The 17,261-nt window shown below is 26.4% G+C and carries 16 protein-coding genes and 2 pseudogenes; 13 read left to right on the forward strand and 5 right to left on the reverse strand.

Translation table 11 applies throughout. The features are described from left to right. Positions 1-346 precede the first annotated feature (346 nt). Entirely contained in the window at positions 347-1,462 is a 1,116-nt protein-coding gene (locus ACRC03_RS04200; protein ID WP_438651301.1) for a tyrosine-type recombinase/integrase, read from the reverse strand. 271 nt (positions 1,463-1,733) lie between these two features. Here ACRC03_RS04200 and ACRC03_RS04205 point away from each other — a divergent pair, with 271 nt between their 5' ends. Further along, complete coding sequence (locus tag ACRC03_RS04205) at positions 1,734-2,846, forward strand: hypothetical protein (RefSeq protein ID WP_438651302.1); 1,113 nt, start codon at positions 1,734-1,736, stop codon at positions 2,844-2,846. 142 nt (positions 2,847-2,988) lie between these two features. Beyond that, positions 2,989-3,630: a tRNA (guanosine(46)-N7)-methyltransferase TrmB gene (trmB, locus tag ACRC03_RS04210; protein WP_438651303.1), complete on the forward strand. Its 642-nt coding sequence runs from the start codon at positions 2,989-2,991 to the stop codon at positions 3,628-3,630. Positions 3,631-3,666: 36 nt separating this feature from the next. Here the strand turns inward: trmB and ACRC03_RS04215 are convergent, their stop codons facing one another. Continuing rightward, the gene (locus ACRC03_RS04215; protein ID WP_438651304.1) at positions 3,667-3,945 is read right to left on the reverse strand and encodes a hypothetical protein; all 279 of its coding nucleotides are present in this window, start codon (positions 3,943-3,945) and stop codon (positions 3,667-3,669) included. Positions 3,946-4,126: 181 nt separating this feature from the next. Here ACRC03_RS04215 and ACRC03_RS04220 point away from each other — a divergent pair, with 181 nt between their 5' ends. From ACRC03_RS04220 to lexA, 10 genes and pseudogenes are all read left to right on the forward strand, one after another. Further along, on the forward strand, positions 4,127-4,330 hold the full coding sequence (locus ACRC03_RS04220; protein ID WP_438651305.1) for a hypothetical protein: 204 nt from the start codon (positions 4,127-4,129) through the stop codon (positions 4,328-4,330). 199 nt (positions 4,331-4,529) lie between these two features. Continuing rightward, positions 4,530-5,141, forward strand: a complete 612-nt coding sequence (locus tag ACRC03_RS04225; protein ID WP_438651306.1) for a hypothetical protein — start codon at positions 4,530-4,532, stop codon at positions 5,139-5,141. Between the two features lie 99 nt (positions 5,142-5,240). Next, the gene (gene accB / locus ACRC03_RS04230; RefSeq protein ID WP_438651307.1) at positions 5,241-5,699 is read left to right on the forward strand and encodes an acetyl-CoA carboxylase biotin carboxyl carrier protein; all 459 of its coding nucleotides are present in this window, start codon (positions 5,241-5,243) and stop codon (positions 5,697-5,699) included. A gap of 16 nt (positions 5,700-5,715) precedes the next feature. Further along, complete coding sequence (accC, locus tag ACRC03_RS04235) at positions 5,716-7,074, forward strand: acetyl-CoA carboxylase biotin carboxylase subunit (protein WP_438651308.1); 1,359 nt, start codon at positions 5,716-5,718, stop codon at positions 7,072-7,074. Between the two features lie 17 nt (positions 7,075-7,091). After that, positions 7,092-7,970 (forward strand): acetyl-CoA carboxylase, carboxyltransferase subunit beta, encoded by an 879-nt coding sequence (gene accD / locus ACRC03_RS04240; protein ID WP_438651309.1) that lies wholly within the window; start codon positions 7,092-7,094, stop codon positions 7,968-7,970. A gap of 27 nt (positions 7,971-7,997) precedes the next feature. Further along, positions 7,998-8,942: an acetyl-CoA carboxylase carboxyltransferase subunit alpha gene (locus ACRC03_RS04245; protein WP_438651328.1), complete on the forward strand. Its 945-nt coding sequence runs from the start codon at positions 7,998-8,000 to the stop codon at positions 8,940-8,942. Positions 8,943-9,016: 74 nt separating this feature from the next. Further along, a pseudogene (locus ACRC03_RS04250) lies at positions 9,017-9,277 on the forward strand (stage V sporulation protein S). Positions 9,278-9,476: 199 nt separating this feature from the next. Continuing rightward, positions 9,477-9,641 (forward strand): annotated as a pseudogene (locus ACRC03_RS04255) (small, acid-soluble spore protein, H family); the annotation flags it as partial. Between the two features lie 561 nt (positions 9,642-10,202). Further along, on the forward strand, positions 10,203-11,375 hold the full coding sequence (locus ACRC03_RS04260; RefSeq protein ID WP_438651310.1) for a tyrosine-type recombinase/integrase: 1,173 nt from the start codon (positions 10,203-10,205) through the stop codon (positions 11,373-11,375). A gap of 165 nt (positions 11,376-11,540) precedes the next feature. Next, positions 11,541-12,176, forward strand: coding sequence for a transcriptional repressor LexA (lexA, locus tag ACRC03_RS04265; protein WP_438651311.1), 636 nt, complete (start codon positions 11,541-11,543; stop codon positions 12,174-12,176). Between the two features lie 26 nt (positions 12,177-12,202). Here the strand turns inward: lexA and ACRC03_RS04270 are convergent, their stop codons facing one another. Both ACRC03_RS04270 and ACRC03_RS04275 read right to left on the reverse strand, forming a co-directional pair. Further along, the gene (locus tag ACRC03_RS04270) at positions 12,203-12,826 is read right to left on the reverse strand and encodes an OmpA family protein (protein ID WP_438651312.1); all 624 of its coding nucleotides are present in this window, start codon (positions 12,824-12,826) and stop codon (positions 12,203-12,205) included. Next, the gene (locus ACRC03_RS04275) at positions 12,819-14,141 is read right to left on the reverse strand and encodes a MotA/TolQ/ExbB proton channel family protein (RefSeq protein ID WP_438651313.1); all 1,323 of its coding nucleotides are present in this window, start codon (positions 14,139-14,141) and stop codon (positions 12,819-12,821) included. Before ACRC03_RS04275 ends, ACRC03_RS04270 begins: the two co-directional genes overlap by 8 nt. A gap of 343 nt (positions 14,142-14,484) precedes the next feature. On the opposite strand from ACRC03_RS04275, the gene nhaA reads away from it, so the two are divergent. Continuing rightward, positions 14,485-15,690 (forward strand): Na+/H+ antiporter NhaA, encoded by a 1,206-nt coding sequence (gene nhaA / locus ACRC03_RS04280; protein ID WP_438651314.1) that lies wholly within the window; start codon positions 14,485-14,487, stop codon positions 15,688-15,690. 214 nt (positions 15,691-15,904) lie between these two features. Here the strand turns inward: nhaA and ACRC03_RS04285 are convergent, their stop codons facing one another. After that, positions 15,905-17,212, reverse strand: a complete 1,308-nt coding sequence (locus ACRC03_RS04285) for a hypothetical protein (RefSeq protein ID WP_438651315.1) — start codon at positions 17,210-17,212, stop codon at positions 15,905-15,907. Positions 17,213-17,261: the final 49 nt, after the last annotated feature.

Consider the following 17,261-nt stretch of genomic DNA (forward strand, 5'->3'; position numbering starts at 1 on the left):
AACAATATACAAATCGAATTATTTGTAATACGTAAATAGGAAATTATGTTAATCATAGATGATTAATATAATTTCCTATTTGTTTTATAAAAAATCAATTTATACAATTTAATTACGAAATATTCACAAAAATTAAAAAATATTTTTTTAAACCCAAAATTTAAAAAAGTTTACATAATAAAATTATATTCAACCCAATATGTGGCATTTATATACAAAAACATTTTAAGCCATTTAAATCACTGCTAATCGTGTGATAGTTACTAAAGGTCTAAATGTAAGTACAAGTTGCTCGGAGTGCCTTAAAAACAATTTAAAAGATTGTTCTAAAACGTAATTTTATTACTTATCCTAATTTAAATAAAGTTTCAGAAATTTTATCGCTAGCCTCAATGTCCATTTCTTTAAGTGCGTGTGAATAAATATTAAGAGTAGTATTAATATTAGAGTGACCTACCCTTTCTGAAATAATTCTTATAGGAACCTTAGAATTTATAAGCAATGTCACATGGGAGTGCCTTAAGTCGTGAAATCTAATGTGTTCTAAATTATTCTCTTTTAAAAAGCGACTAAATTTTTTACTGAGAACATCTTGAGCTATAGGTTGCTCATTTTTATCGAAGAACAGTAAATTTACTTTATTTTTAATTTCTCCTTTTATTTTTTTCTCTAATTGACTTTTCTTATAATCCTTTAAAAGTAGTATAATTTCACTTGGAGCTGTGATTGTTCTTTCGGAAGTTTCTGTTTTAGGTTCTTTTAGTATGACTTTTCCTTCATTCCTAACACTTATTTTTTCTACTGTTATTGTACTTTCGTTAAAATCTATATTGTTCCAAGTTAAACCTAGTATTTCTGAAATTCTAAGTCCTAGCCCAGAAGCTAAAAAAATTGGTAATTCTAATGGTGTACCTTTGGAAACATTAAGTAGTTTTATCATATTTGCTGTATTATAAATGTTATTCTTAAACTTTTTTACTCTAGGAAGTTCAATACAATTTACTACATTTTCTCTTACAAGTCTTAATCTATATGCTTTTTTAAAGGCTAAATTTAATATATTTATATGTATTTTTATAGTTTGCGGACTTAAAATTCCCACTAAATCATCAACATAATTTTGTATATGAATCGGTTTTAACTCCTCTATTTTATAATCTCCAAGCATAGGTATTATATATTTTTTACAAATTCGATTGTAACAATTATAAGTTGTAATTGATAAATTAATCTTATATTTTTCTAGAAAGTCTATTAAAAAAGCCTCTAATGTCATTTCGTTTGGAACTAAAAAATCATCTTTGAAAATAGTATCTTTTAGTTCTGTAAGCTTCTTAGAAGCTTCTCTTTTTTTATCGAATGCCCCCATATTTTTTTGTATCTTTTTACCAGTATCTTTGTCTTTATATTCTAAATAAACTATGTAATTTTTACTCCTCTTTCTAATAAACACAAAACTCATTATATACCTCCTGTAATTTACATTTATATTTTTATTATAACATAAAAACAAAACAAAAAACATTTAAAACTCTGACATATAACTGACATAATCTGATAAATTGAAGTTTAATCCGTTGGAAATACTGAATATTCTTCGAATGGCATAAAAGTATATATTTTATGTTTTATAAGAACCGTTGTACCGCCAATAACATAAATTATATATATACTACAATAAATTCTTATAATAAAAAGTAGTAAAAATATATAACTATAAAGGGATGATAATCTTGTTAGAAAATATTAATAGCGATTGGATAGATAGCCACTTAAGATTCGTCCTAGCTAATAACTACAAAAGGTGTGAGAGCGAAATAACTAAGGGTTTTTTGGGTACATTAGAAGAAATTGATTTATCTGGAAAAAATATAAGCAACTTAAAAGGCATACAATTTGCAAATAACACTAAAAGTTTAATATTAAATAAAAATAATATCAAAAATGCTAATCACCTTAAAACATTATCTAAATTAACAAATCTAGAACTTAGTGAAAATAAAATAGAGGATATATTCTTTTTAAGTAATTTAAAAAAGTTAAAAACCATCAACTTAGAAAGTAATAATATTTCTGAAATACCTAACTTATCATACTTACGAGATTTAGAATCAATAAATATATCTAACAATAGGATAGTTAATTTGTGCTTTATAGATGGTATAACTTCTAAAAATATTAGGATTATAGGTTCTGAGCAATGTATATTATTAAAACCAGTATTAGTATATCTAAACTCTGACTATACATTTTCACCACAATTATTTTGGGACAGAGAAACTCCTGTATATTGTGATAATATTCAAGTTACAGGAGGGTATGAAAATATAGAAACAAACGAAAGACCTTCTATGTTGTACTCTACATCTAAAATAACTATAAAAAAAGTAAATTCTGATTGTATAATCAAAGCTGATTTTTACCATGAAACACTATTTTTAAAGTCAGGAATATTTAGCGGTATCGTTATTCAACAAATAATAGTTAAATCATCAAAAGAACAATTCAATATAGAGAAACTTAAAATATATAAAAATACAGGTATAATATACGGTAGTTTAAAATTACAAAACACAAATGTAGAAGTATTTCAATCTAAGAAAAATAATGAATTAAATGAAGTTATAGCTAACAGAACTATTACTCTAATAGACTCCAAGGGTGAAACTTTTTACAGTAGAACAAATTTAAAAGGAGAATATGAATTTGAAAATCTAAGTTGCGGAAGATATACGTTACTTTATCCTTTTATAATAGGGTATCAGTATCTAACACCTAGTCTTTATATTATTAATCTAAAAGATGAAGAATGTGTAGATATAAATTCTTCAATAGTTTTAGATTAATTTATTCTGTTAATAATTTTCATATACAAAAATGCAATTAATATTAATTTTAAATAAAGAGTATTAGCTTATGCTAGTACTCTTTATTTTTTGTGAAAACTTATGTATAATTAGATTCTAACATACAGTAAGGAGAATGATCATGAGAAGAAGAAAAGTAAAAGGTGCAGACGAAAAGCTATTAAGTTACGAGGATTACGTTCTTAGAGATGGAATTGAAGAAATAAAAGGTAAATGGAAGCAAATATTTAAAAATAATAATCCGATATATGTTGAATTTGGAACAGGTAGAGGAAAATTTATAAGTACATTGGCTAAACAAAACCCAAATATAAATTATATAGCATTTGAAATAAAGGAAGAAGTTATTATAAAAGGTGTAGAAAAAGCAGCTGAAGCTAAGTTAGAAAATATACTTTTTGCTTGGGCAGATGTGAAAAATGTATTAGACTATTTTGAAGAAAGTGAATTATCTAGAGTATACGTTAATTTCTGTGATCCGTGGCCGAAAAATAGATGGGCTAAAAGAAGATTAACTCATACTAATTTTTTAGATATGTATAAGGTGTTGCTTGATTCAGAAGGAGAACTTCATTTTAAGACTGATAATGAGAAACTTTTTGAATTTAGCTTGAATGAAATAGCTTCTAATGATTGGTTACTTAAAAATATTTCACTAGACTTAGCAAATAGCGACTTTGAAAATGTAACAACAGAATATGAAGATAAATTTATGTCATATGGTATGAAAATATTTAGATGTGAAGCTAAAAAACGTAAATAACAAAAAAAGGTTGTGAGAAAATCACAACCTTTTTTGTTAGAATATACCATTCTTTTGATTAGTAGAATAGATACCTAACATAGCTATAACTATATATACACAGTATAAAGTTATTCTTATATTTTGAATATTTATGCCCATTAGTTCTACATTAGCATACGATTGAGGCATTACAACTAATAAAGACGCTATCGTTATAAGCAAAGGGTTTATTACTATCTGCTTATCAGTCCTTAAAATCATTATTTTTCCTACCCATACTATAGATAATATAAAGAATAATATTTTAAGAATAAATTCTAAGTCGTCTAACATAATCAAAACTCCCATTCACTCAGTGGATTTATTTTTAGTATTTACTTAAGATTAAAACACTATTTACATAAACTACATTATATTATGTTTTTGTAAAAAAATAAATGAATTTCATAAAATTATATTAAATTTATTATAAGAAGGTAATAATAAACTAAAAGTAATTAAGGAGGATATATATATGTGTCTATATAATTACAATAATAAATTTAGCTCAAGTGATGCTTATAATACTGAGGAATATTTATTGTTAAGTCAAATTTATGAATCAATAGCCTCTAATGATAATGAAAAAGCAATAGAGCTTACAAAACAACTAATTGCTATGCAAAGTTCAGATGATAGTATAAAAACCTTACAGAAGGCATTAAACTCCTTAAAATAATTATATAAAATATAATTTATAAAAAGTTCCTTATAATAATATCTAAAGAATTTTTGTGGTTAAGTCAAATATATTTACTAGACAGCTATTAATATTTGTTGCATTTAAGTTAAATTATTTAGGTAATAAATAATAATGAGATATATTTAATTCCTAAAAAGCATATTAATTATATATATGTTTTTAGGAGTGATATACAATGAATTTTAAATTTTTAGATTGGTATACTCAAGCAATAGGAGCCACATTTGGTTTAATGACATGTATATATTCATATTTAAATGGATATATGTTTGTATATGGTAATATAGGCAGGAATTTTGATTCTCTAGGTTTTAATGGAATTATTTCTAGTTATATATTATTTCCTTTATGTATATTTACATTAATATTATCCTTTTTAAAATCTCTATCTAAAAAGAGTTTTTGCTTTAAAGGTATAAATTTATATTATTTAAATATGTGTACTATACTTACTACTATAATAGTAGGATTTATGGGAGCTAGGCTTTATTTTACTATTCCAGCCATATTTATGATTTTAAATCTGTTTAATATTTTTAAGAGTAATACTACAATTATTGAGGAGCCTACAGAAAGTGTGATAGAAGGAAGTCAATTTGATAGTAATGTAGATAATACACTATGTCAAAAAGGTGAAGTTATCTCTGAAAATATAAAAATATTGTTAACAAAAAAAGAAATGGCTAGAGAACTTTTAGTTAAAAATGCTGATAAACAATTTATAATGGATATTACAGGATTGACTAAGGAAGAGATTGAAAGTTTAGAGAAAGAAAAAAATATATAAAATTATAAGGTGTTGGTGTAATCATCAGCACTTTTTATTTTACAAAAATATTATTTGTGATATAATATTAGTACCAGGTAATAATACAAGGAGGTAAAAATGAATATTAATGATATTAAAGAGTTATTGTTAGTCATAGACAAAACGAATTTAGAATATGTAAAACTTGAAAATAATGAATTGAAGCTAGAAGCATCAAAAATAAATAATAGTGTAAGTGGAGATATTTTACATTTTGATACACCTAATTTAATAAATAGAGATATAGGTACAGTTATAGACAATGAGGGTGCTAAGCATCAAGATAAATGCATTGAAGATAAATATATAGTTGCACCTTTAATGGGTACATTTTATAACGCTTCAAAACCTAATGAAAAAAGTTTTGTTAAAGTAGGAGATATTGTAGAAAAAGGGGATACTTTATGTATTCTAGAAGCTATGAAGCTTATGAATGAAATAACTAGCGAAGAAAAATGTGAAATAATTGAAGTTTTAGTTGAAAATGAAGAATTAGTTGAATATAACCAACATTTATTCAAAATAAAACCACTATAATTAGGAGGTCTTAGAAATGTTTAATAAAATATTAATAGCAAATAGAGGAGATATTGCAGTAAGAATAATTAGAACATGCAGGGAAATGGGAATAAAAACTGTATCAATATACTCAGAAATAGATAAGGAATGCTTTCACAGATACCTAGCTGATGAATCTATTTGTATTGGACCCAACAATATCAGTAAAAGTTATAATAATATAGATAACATAATATATCTAGCATTGAAACTAAATTGTGATGCTATTCATCCTGGATTTGGTTTTTTATCTGAAAATGCAGAACTTGCTAGAAAGTGCGAAGAAAATAATATTACTTTAATTGGACCAACAAAAGAACAAATAATTTTAATGGGAGAGAAGTGTAAAGCAATAGAAACTATAATCAATTTAAATATACCAGTTGTACCAGGGTCAAATGGTATTTTAAAAAATAAAGAACAAGCTATTAAAATTGCAAATGATATAGGCTATCCAGTAATAATTAAAGCAGCCAATGGCGGTGGAGGAAAAGGAATGAGAGTAGTAAGTTCAGATGAAGAACTTTTAGCTGGCTTTGACATAGCTAGTTCAGAAGCTTTGTCAGCCTTTTCTAATAGTGATTTATATATGGAAAAGTTCATAGAAAATCCTAGGCATATAGAAGTACAAGTTTTTGGAGATAAATACTCAAATGTAATTCATCTAGGAGGGAGAGATTGTTCTATGCAAAGAAGAAACCAAAAAGTAATAGAAGAGTCTCTCAATTCATATTTATCAAAACAAGAAAAAGAAAAATTATATAAGACTGCTGTTGATATAGTAAAAGGGATAGGGTATCTTGGGGCTGGTACTATAGAGTTTCTAGTAGACTCATGCAAAAGGTTTTACTTTATAGAAATGAATACAAGGATACAAGTAGAGCATCCTGTAACTGAAATGATTACCAATATAGATATGATAAAGCTTCAAATAGAAATCGCAAATGGAAAACCTATACCATTTAATCAAGAAGATATTATATTCAGAGGTCATGCTATCGAGTGTAGAATAAATGCTGAAAATCCAATGGAAGATTTTACTCCTTGCCCTGGAAGAATAAATTCTATAAATATTCCTGGTGGCTTTGGAGTAAGATTTGATACTTTCATATATGCAGGGTATACAATTCCTCCTATTTACGACTCTATGATTGGTAAACTTATTTGCTGGGGAGAGAGTAGAGAAGAGTGTATAAATAGAATGAATAGAGCATTAGATGAGATTATAATAGAAGGGGTTGAAACAAATGTAGAGTTTCAAAAGCTACTTATAAATAGCCCTACTTTTAAAAACAATGTTCATAACACTAAATTTATAGAAAATGAGTTTTTAGTGGAGTTCAATATGATATAAAAGGAGTCAAGTAAATTATGATAAAGAAGTTTTTAACAATAAAGGATAAAGAAGCTAAATATGTTACAGTTTCTTTAAATAATAACTTCAAAGAAAATAGTGTAGATGATAAATTTTGGATTTACTGTAAAGGTTGTAATAAGCATATTTTCAAAAAAGAAATAGAAGATAATTGGAGTGTATGTCCTAAATGTTCTACTCATTATAAACTTAAAGCAAGAAATAGAGTAGATTTATTAATTGATAAAGGCAGTTTTTTTGAATTTCATTTTAATATAAAGCACCAAGATATAATTAACTTTCCGGGATATTTAGATAAATTAACTTTTTATAAAGAAAAAACTAAGGAAGAAGAAGCTGTTATTTGTGGTTATGGAACAGTTAATGAAATAAAGTCTGTTATTTGTGTTATGAATCCAGAGTTTATGATGGGTAGTATGGGTTCTATAGTTGGAGATAAAATAACTTATTCAATAGAGTATGCATACGACAATGACCTTCCTATAATAATTTGTTCAGCATCAGGAGGCGCACGAATGCAAGAAGGTATTATTTCCCTTATGCAGATGGCAAAAACCTCTCAAGCCCTTTCAAGGATGGAAGAGAAGGGGTTGCCTTATATTTCTATACTTACAGATCCGACAACAGGAGGAGTTAGTGCAAGTTTTGCAATGCTTGGTGACATAATTATGTCTGAGCCAAATACACTTATTGGATTTGCTGGGAAGAGAGTTATAGAGCAAACAATTAATCAAAAACTACCAGAAGGATTTCAAAGTTCAGAATTCCTTTTAGAGAATGGTTTTATAGATATGATAGTAAATAGAAAAGAAATGAAGAATATACTGCATAGATTATTAACTATGCATAATTTACCTAATACACAAAGGCAATAATTAAAAGGAGGTTTTATTATGTATTCAATGGCTATAGATAATCAAGAAAAAATAAGTAGACTAGAAGAAGACATAAGAAAACTTAAAGCTATCTCCTTATCAAGTGAAATAGACTTAAGTAATCAAATAAATGACTTAGAAAAGAAGCTTAATAATATAAAAAAACATACAATTGTAAACTTGTCTGCTTATGAAAAGATAAGTTTATGTAGGGATATTAAAAGGCCTACAACTAAAGAATACATAGAAAAAATGTGTTATGATTTTTTAGAAATACACGGAGATAGATTATATAAAGACGACCCCTCTATAATTTGTGGAATTGGTAAGATAGAAGAGTTCAGTGTAACAATAATAGGACATCAAAAAGGAAGAGATATAAAAGAAAACATTAAAAATAATTTTGGAATGCCACATCCTGAAGGCTATAGAAAAGCTTTAAGAGCAATGAAACAAGCAGAAAAGTTCAATAGACCTATAATAACTTTTATAGATACTCCAGGTGCATTTTGCGGTATAGAAGCTGAGCAAAGAGGTCAAGGTGAAGCTATCGCCAAAAACTTAATAGAAATGAGTAAAATATCTGTTCCTATAATTAGTGTGGTAATTGGAGAAGGAGGAAGCGGTGGAGCACTTGGTATAGGAATGGGAAATGATATCTGCATGCTAGAGCACTCTGTGTACTCTGTCATATCTCCAGAAGGCTTATCTAGTATTTTATTTAAAGATTCTTCTAAGTCTAAAGAAGCTAGCGAAGTAATGAAGCTTACTAGTGGCGATTTGAAAGCTTTAAGCATTATTGATAAAATAATAAAAGAACCTTTTGGAGGAGCTCAAGAAGATATAAATACAGTTTCAAAAGAGTTGAAAAAATATATTTTAGATAGGCTAAATTATTATAAAAATATTAGTAATGATGAAATAATTACCCTTAGATATAAGAAATTTAGAGAAATAGGTAGATGTATATAAAAAAATAAAGGTATTTTTTTATTGAGTATAGAAATATATTTTTAAAGTCTAACCAATAATGGGGGGGCTATTAAATGGAGATACTAAAAGTATCAGCAAAATCTAATCCAAATTCTGTAGCAGGTGCTCTTGCAGGAGTATTGAGAGAAAAGGGGAGTGCTCAATTCAAGCAATAGGAGCAGGGGGCTTTAAACCAAGCAATAAAATCCATTGCAATAGCTAGAGGTTTTGTGGCTCCAAGTGGTATGGATTTAATTTGTATTCCAGAATTTACAGATATACAAATTAACGGAGAACAAAAAACAGCAATTAAATTAATTATTGAACCTAGATAAAAAATATCCTTTAACTTACTAAAACTAAAAATTAATAACGACTAATTATTTATAAAAAAAATGCTAGAAGAATTTCTCCTAGCATTTTTTACTTTATCGTTACTAAATTATGAATATTTTATGGTCACGAAGGTTAATATAAGTAAGATGATTATTATATATTTAAAAGGAGATTTTTATGTAATTAAGAAGAGCTGCTGAAATAGTCAATTCAAAGGATACAAATATTACAGTATACTATAAAGAAAATCCAGTAACTATACTAAGCGTAAATAATAATATTGGAACTGCTTATGTAAAAGATTTGCATTGTGAATCTAAGTTTGAAGTAGATTTAGAAAAATTAAGCGAATATGAAAAATAAAAAATAATATCCACATGCAGAAATAAAAAATAAATTTGCATGCGGATATTGTTTTTATATAAAAGAACTTCAAAAAGTAGTGGTTACACTAAAATATCATGATTAATATTGTAATAGTTAACTATCCTTTAAATGTATATTTTCGGTATAGTTGTTAATTCTTATTAATGCTATTGATTTTTAAGGTATAGTTAATATATACTTATTGTGCTTAACTACTACTATACTATTTTTCGACTGGATATTTGTTTTTATTAAAATTTACAAATTTTTGATAATGACTATTCTATCTCTGCATTTGAATTTAAGAAACTTAGAGATTAATACTCATAATAAAAAAATTAGAGCAAGAGTTAAACTCCCACTACATAAATTGTAATGCAACTGGAAATTTAAACTTTAGCCATATTGTTATTGTTTCGCTTGCTTAAGGTGGAATTAATTACGTTTATGCTCTACTTGCCATGAAAAGGATCATTGATTATAATTACATAAAAAATTTTTAGCAGCTAAACAACAATTAATAAGTAATATAAAATTTTAGGAGGTTTTATAATATATATGGAATACGAAAAAAAAACATTAAAAATTCATAATAAATCAGATAAACCAGACAATATTGTTATTAGAGATAATAATTTAATAGAAGAATGTATAAAAATAGAAAGAATGTTACCTAAATTTATGGTCGACTACTTTATTTATCTAAGAGGTTATGTTTCTACTACTACTCGACTTGCATATTTAAAAGATATTAAATTCTTTTGTTCTTATTTAATTGAAATGAAAGAACATACAGCTGCAGATAATATTAAATATATTACACTAGAAGAGTTTAACTCAATTAAATCAAGGGATGTTAACCTATTTCTAGGAGATTATTGTACAAGATATTATAAGCAAACAGATAAAAATACACTAATATTTGAAAATAACAATCGTGCTTTAGCTAGAAAAAAATCTACACTCTCTACTCTATTTAAATTTTTATATAGGAATGAGCAACTGAATAGTAATATTACAGATGGATTCAACCCAATTAAGCTTCCTAAGCCTCAACCAGATGCTATAAAGCGACTTGAAATAGATGAGGTAGCTAAAATGTTGGAAGCTGTTGAAACTGGTTATGGGCTTACAGAAAAAGAAAAAGTTTATTGGAGAAAGACTAAGCTTCGTGATAAAGCGATCTTAGCATTATTTGTTACGTATGGATTAAGATTAAATGAACTTCGTGAGCTTAATATTTCATCTTTTAACTTCTCTAGAGGTGAATTTAAAATCTATAGAAAAAGAGGTAAAGAAGTTTTAATGCCTATAAATCATACTTGTGAATTAGTAGTTAGAGATTATATATATAATGAAAGACCTCAAAGTGAAATGCTAGAGGAAGAATATAAAGATACTTTATTTCTATCTTTACAAAATAAAAGAATGGATCCTAAGGCTATTAGACAATTAGTTAAAAAGTATACTTCTATTTCAATGGATACTTCAAGGGATAATGGTTATAGCCCTCATAAATTGCGTGCTACCGCAGCTACTTCTCTGATTCAAAGTGGATTTTCTATTTATGATGTACAAAACTTATTAGATCATGATAATGTAACTACAACACAATTATATGCTGCACATAAAAAGAATGTTAAAAGAGATATTGTTAATAATTTTGAGTGGATTGATGATACAGATACAAATGATATTGAAAAAGATATTAAAATTCCATCGAATGATTAAATTATCAAGAAAAGTAAATTTAAAAGCTCAAAGAACAAATGTTTGTGTTAATTTATACATTGTGATACAATAGAAGTATATAATGTTAATAAGAATAATTAGTGACATACTCTTATTAGGCCATATAACACAGAAAACTTATACAGTTTGGAAAGGAATGATTTTATGTATTTAGATTTAAGTAGCAAACAAGTATTAATACTAGAGTTTATAAAAGAACAACTTACATTAAAAGGATATCCACCTTCTGTAAGAGAAATTTGCGAAGCTGTAGGTTTAAAATCTACGTCTACAGTACATTCTCATTTAAATAAACTTGAAAAGCAAGGATATATTAGAAAAGATCCTACTAAACCAAGGGCTATTGAAGTTTTAGACCAAAACAGATTTAATCACTATGCTCCTATTAACCAAGAAATATTTAATTTACCAATAGTTGGCCAGATAACAGCTGGAGAACCTATACTTGCAGAACAGAACATAGAAGAATATCTTCCTCTTCCTGCAAGTTTAGTAAAAGGTAAAGATAATTTTGTTCTAAAGGTTAAGGGAGACAGTATGATAAATGCTGGTATTTTAAACGGTGACTTTGTAATAGTTGATAAAAAAACTACTGCTTCAAATGGAGAAATTGTAGTTGCTCTTATGCACAATGAATTTGCAACTGTGAAAAGATTTTTTAAAGAGGATTTAACAATAAGATTACAACCAGAAAACGAGTTTATGGAGCCTATAATATTAAATCATAAAGATGTTGAAGTTATAGGAATCGTTACTGGCGTTTTCAGAGTTATAAAATAAAAAGATATGGTATATACCATATCTTTTTATTTTATTTTTATTTCATAACTAATCTCTACCCTTCTAGAAGCATCTCTATTTACAGTCCCGTCATTATTTTTTATAAGTTCAGCTTCTGAACGTCCTATTGCTTCTATATTTTTTTTAACTTTGTCTTTGTACTTATAATTTCCTATTTCATCTCCAACGATAAATTTTGCTACAGATAAAACTCTTCTTTGTGATAAATCAAGGTTATACAAATAATCTCCTACATCATCAGTATGACCTTTTATAATTATTTTAGATATTTCGTCTGAGTAGTCTTTATATATAGCTTCTATATACTTAGGGATAAAATACTTTAACATTACTTTAGCTTCTGGCTTTAATTCTGAACTATTAACATCAAATAAAGTGTTTTCACCAAAGGTTATTTGTCCGGTTTGTTTGTCTACTTTTATAGGCATATCACTATTATTTAAGATTTTAGCAACTGATTCTTGAACATTTTTAGCTAAATCTTGTTCTACAGAGCCTGCAATACTTTTATAGCTAAATAACATTAAAATTACTACCATCAAAACGGTACAAATAATATCTGTAAAAGTTGGCCAGAAACTTATTCTTTCAAATTCTCTGTTAATAGTCCTCCTATATTTATTAATCATCTATAAAATCATCTCCATTTATTTCTAATACCTTTTCTCTTTGAGATTCTTCTATTTCATATATTTCTTCCTCATTATAAATTTGTTTATCTTCCACTTCCTTTAAATCTAAATCTTCAATGTTTTTTACAGAAATATTTAAAATTTCTCTATAAATATCTATGTATTTAAATAAGACTTCTAGCTTCTCTGAAATATCTTCGGATGAAGTTGTAATAATATTTGCTAATGTATCAACTGTTTCACTTAAAGTATCTTTATTATTATTTAGTTCTTCTTGTGTTCTAGAGATTTTATTTTCATGAGAAATTAATTTAGTTAGTAAGTCTTCAGTATTTCTCTCATATAATCCAAAGCTAGCGTTAATGTTTTTGATGTAATCTTTTATTTTATATTGATTTTCAGTTGATTCATAAATATTTCTTGAAGTTTTTTTTATATCTAATAGTATCTCTTTATTTATATCATCCTGTCCTTCATACTTTTCAAATAGTTTTGTGAATTTTACATTTAAAATACTAAATTGTTTATCTAATTTACTAACATTTTGCTCAAAGGATTTAATTGAATCTTGTGAGTTATAAAGAAGGTATTTTAAAGCTTCTATACCATTAATAAATTCATCATTAAAATCATTAAGATCTTTTGATATTTGGTCAAAGCTTTCTATAGATTCTATAGATTTACTTATTTGCTTTATTGTATTTTTTATATCTTCTACTCTACTGTCAAATTCTAATGATTTTATATGTGTTATATCAGATGTTAGTAGATTCTCTAACTTTAGCATTAGTTGTACTAAAGTATATTCGCAATCACTACGACTAGTTGAAAAATTGATTATTATAGAGCAAATTATTCCACAAATGCTAGTTATAAATGCTGTTTGCATGGCACTAATAGCTTTTGGAAGGGAGTGTATAATATCCCCAGTATTTATGTTCAAAAGCATTACTGAAAGTCCTACAAACGTGCCTAAAACACCCAACAATATACATGTTGCCGAAGCATTCTTTACTACTTTTATTCTTTCTAAAATACCTTTATTTTTAAAGGTAAAATCAGTGCATACTTCCTCTATAAAAGAAGTCATATTTATATTTGCATAATAGTTTTCTAAAACATACCTGTTATATTTTTTGTTTATACTATCATATAAAATACTTCTTTTATAATCATCATTTAACTTGTTATAATCTTTTTTTATAAAATTATAAAGTGACTTATTTAAGATTATATTAGCAATAGAATATGCTATAGTAACTACTACAAAAACTACGGTTATAGAATTTATAATTATAGTATTCAATATCATCCTCTCCTCTCCTCTCCTTTTATTTAATTTATATGTACTAGCATTGATGATAATACAAAAATAAATAAAGTAGCCTAATTTTTTTTAGACTACTTTATTTTACTATTCCTATACTTACCTACATTTACAGGTGTAGATGCTTTTATCTGTGAAAAACTTGAGATAACATTAATTAAATAAGTTTATTGTAGGGGAGTATTTAATAGTATAGTAAATAGTATGATTTATATGCATTAAATGTTACTTAAATATAGAAGTATTTTTACATTAATTAATCATACTTATAATAAAAAATTCATAAGCTTCTTTTAAAATAAAATTTATATAGTTAGTTGGTGATAAAATGAGATTTTTAAGAAACTACAGAAAACCAATCAAAATAGAATTATTTACAAGTACAACACTTATTATAGCTACGGTTTCAGCTCTAGTTATATACAATAGTTCTTTTAGAGGATATTACGATTATATTTTGAATAACTTCTACATAACAAGAAGTCTTTCTATTCATAACTTTATAAATGAATTTCTAATGTCAATATTCTTCTTAGTTGCAGGACTTGAAATAAAGCATGAGTTGTTATATGGGAATTTATCTACTTTTAAAAAAGCTTCTTTTCCAGTAATAGCATCGATAGGAGGTGTTATCTTTCCTGCACTAATATACATAGCATTTAACAAAAACACACCTTTTATTAATGGATTCTGTATCCCTATATCAACAGATATAGCTTTTGCTGTTGGAATATTTCTAATATTTAGCAAAAGATTTAATCCATCTCTAAAAATATTTTTATTATCTTTAGCAGTTGTAGATGATTTAGTTTCTATAATAGCTATAGGTACTATTTATTCATTAAGAATCAATTTAATTTATGTAGCAATAGCTATTCTAATTCTAGTAGCTTTATTAATAGCAAATAAAGTATTCATGGTGGAAAGTACTCTATATTATTTAATATCTGGTTTATGTCTATGGTATTTTGTACATTTAGCTGGAATTCACTCTACAATAAGCGGTATACTCCTTGCCATAGTAATTCCATCAAATACTTGTAGTCCACGAAAAAGTTGCTTAGAAAGGCTCCAGGGAGCCCTCGTGCCATTTAATAGCTTAGTAATCATGCCTCTATTTGCTTTTGCTAATACAGGCATCTCTATTAACTATAATTTTTTAGATTTATTTAATGATAAAACTCTAGTTTATGGTATAGTTTTTGGATTATGCATAGGAAAGCCTCTAGGAATTATGAGTTTTAGTTATATAGGAAGCTTACTTGGAATTGCTGAGAAACCTAATAATATTAGTTGGTTAGGAGTATTTTTTGTATCTTTAATAGCAGGTATTGGATTCACTATGTCAATCTTTGTATCTGAAATAGCCTTTGTTGGTAATATTAATCTTATTAATTTAGCTAAAATATCTATACTACTATCTTGTGTTATTTCTATTTTATTTAGTATTATATCTATATTATTGTATATTTTGTTCAATAAACTCATAAGGAAAAATAAAGCTTCTTTAATAAATACATACTACATAAATTAACATTTTAAATACAAAAATAAGGCTATTTTTAAATGCCTTGTTTTCTACTGTAATTGATGAATCAATACTGAAATAGTAAAAGTTTTAAGGTAATATAATTTACTAAAACACAAAAGTGTGTATCTTTTAGAATTAGATACACACTTTTACTAAAGTAATTTTTCTTTCAATTTAGCTTCTTTTGAAGCCTATAAATTGTCCATAAACATTAGGTTTAATCACTTAAACTCCAAGGTACAACATCGACTTCTCCAAACCACCTATCTTTTAATCTATTTGAGTATTCTCCCTTGTATCCTATGAAAGAGAGTATTATAAGTTCAACATATTTAGTCCCAATTTGAATTATATTCCACATATCTTCTATAGTTAAATTTGCTCTACTATCTTTTCTTACAGGATGAACAATTTTATTTCTAAAATAAATCACTAAGTCTACTCCATCGTCAAATCGACTTCTTATCCAGTCATCAAATAACTCAAGTTCATTATTTCCGTAAGGTATCTTACAAAGTTCTAAAACCATTTTTATATTTTTAGCTGCACTATTACTATCAAATTCTTCATCAGAAAGCAACTCTTCTTGTTCAACTAAAATTACATAAGAAAGGGTTTCTAGTGCAATTTGAATTGATATTATATTATTTTCAATAGTAATATCTCCAAGAGATTCTATGTACCAATCAATTACACGTTTTATAGCACTTCCAAAATAACTCTCTTCTAAACTTTTGCACATAATAGACATATACTTTTCTATGTTGTGTTGATTAGAAAGTGTATCCGTCCAAGTTGGAACGAACTTAAATGGTGTTACCATACTTTCTTTCCATAATCTATAGACATTTTTGTTATTTTTATATCCCTTAGCTAGACAAATTCCAACATATCTACCACACATAAAGCTAAGTGAATAAGATATTCTATCTAAAAAATCAATACTATTATTAGTTTTAAAAGGTTTATTATCTTTTCTTTTTATTCTACCTATGTGAGTTATCAGTGTTCCAGATTTAGTTCTTAATTCTTCATGCATTTCTTTTCTGTAATCATACCTTTTATCTATAATAACATTAAAATCATTTATATCAAATTCTAATCTTCCTGCAAATAATTTATCTAAATGCTTTATCAAGCTTCCAGGGAATTTATCTAAATTAATTATATGAAAATCAATGTATTCAACATAAGAGTTCTTAGATCTAATATAACCATCATTTACATATCCTTCCATATTATAGTTGGTTGTAGAGTTTATTGCTATAGAAATAGGTTGATATCCATAAATTTCAAGTATTGCATTGTCATAATCTAAATTTAAATCAATGTCATTTTCTTCAATAACTAATGTTTGAGCCTTAAAATTTATAGATATAGGAGGCTTCATTTTATAATAAATTATTCCGCTACACTTATATTTTTTATCTAAATAAATACAAAATCGCCCTTCATAAATAATAATATCTTCATCTATCCTATATCTTAAATACTCTGAAGATATAGCACTATCAACTATCTTCATACTAGCCACCTCTATACTTGTATAATCTCTAACATTATATCATATTAAA

The organism is Romboutsia sp., assembly GCF_051659545.1.
Taxonomy (GTDB): domain Bacteria; phylum Bacillota; class Clostridia; order Peptostreptococcales; family Peptostreptococcaceae; genus JBOFOR01.

Coding starts and splice junctions, on each gene's coding strand:
- ACRC03_RS04200 (WP_438651301.1), bottom strand. CDS start 1,462: ATGAGTTTTGTGTTTATTAGAAAGAGGAGTAAAAATTACATAGTTTAT.
- trmB (WP_438651303.1), top strand. CDS start 2,989: ATGAGAAGAAGAAAAGTAAAAGGTGCAGACGAAAAGCTATTAAGTTAC.
- ACRC03_RS04215 (WP_438651304.1), bottom strand. CDS start 3,945: ATGTTAGACGACTTAGAATTTATTCTTAAAATATTATTCTTTATATTA.
- ACRC03_RS04220 (WP_438651305.1), top strand. CDS start 4,127: ATGTGTCTATATAATTACAATAATAAATTTAGCTCAAGTGATGCTTAT.
- ACRC03_RS04225 (WP_438651306.1), top strand. CDS start 4,530: ATGAATTTTAAATTTTTAGATTGGTATACTCAAGCAATAGGAGCCACA.
- accB (WP_438651307.1), top strand. CDS start 5,241: ATGAATATTAATGATATTAAAGAGTTATTGTTAGTCATAGACAAAACG.
- accC (WP_438651308.1), top strand. CDS start 5,716: ATGTTTAATAAAATATTAATAGCAAATAGAGGAGATATTGCAGTAAGA.
- accD (WP_438651309.1), top strand. CDS start 7,092: ATGATAAAGAAGTTTTTAACAATAAAGGATAAAGAAGCTAAATATGTT.
- ACRC03_RS04245 (WP_438651328.1), top strand. CDS start 7,998: ATGGCTATAGATAATCAAGAAAAAATAAGTAGACTAGAAGAAGACATA.
- ACRC03_RS04260 (WP_438651310.1), top strand. CDS start 10,203: ATGGAATACGAAAAAAAAACATTAAAAATTCATAATAAATCAGATAAA.
- lexA (WP_438651311.1), top strand. CDS start 11,541: ATGTATTTAGATTTAAGTAGCAAACAAGTATTAATACTAGAGTTTATA.
- ACRC03_RS04270 (WP_438651312.1), bottom strand. CDS start 12,826: ATGATTAATAAATATAGGAGGACTATTAACAGAGAATTTGAAAGAATA.
- ACRC03_RS04275 (WP_438651313.1), bottom strand. CDS start 14,141: ATGATATTGAATACTATAATTATAAATTCTATAACCGTAGTTTTTGTA.
- nhaA (WP_438651314.1), top strand. CDS start 14,485: ATGAGATTTTTAAGAAACTACAGAAAACCAATCAAAATAGAATTATTT.
- ACRC03_RS04285 (WP_438651315.1), bottom strand. CDS start 17,212: ATGAAGATAGTTGATAGTGCTATATCTTCAGAGTATTTAAGATATAGG.